The sequence below is a fragment of the Arthrobacter sp. C152 genome, assembly GCF_054890965.1.
Map to the genome: position 1 here is coordinate 1 of NZ_JBTZSU010000140.1, position 231 is coordinate 231.

At 43.3% G+C, this 231-nt stretch carries 1 protein-coding gene; it reads right to left on the reverse strand.

What is annotated here, in order from left to right:
* A partial coding sequence (locus ACYSM9_RS22045; protein WP_461859072.1) for a hypothetical protein occupies positions 1–185 on the reverse strand: 185 nt, incomplete at its 3' end.
* Positions 186–231: the final 46 nt, after the last annotated feature.

A 231-nucleotide genomic window follows, 5' to 3' on the forward strand; every position in this document is an offset into this window, starting at 1 on the left:
CTATCGCCAGCATAAGGAGGCAGACCACTTCGTTGAGCAAGTAAATCCACAATTTGGTATTCCGCTGTTGCCCATGGATCGGCCAGACGAAAGGTAGATAGATGGTCGATAACGTTGTCTTCCCATTTAAATAAGCTCTTATCCACTCCTTTAGCTACTAAAGCAGAAGTGAAAGCTTTGCTCAATGATCCTATTTGAAACATTGTGTCTACATCTACAGGACGAGTATCG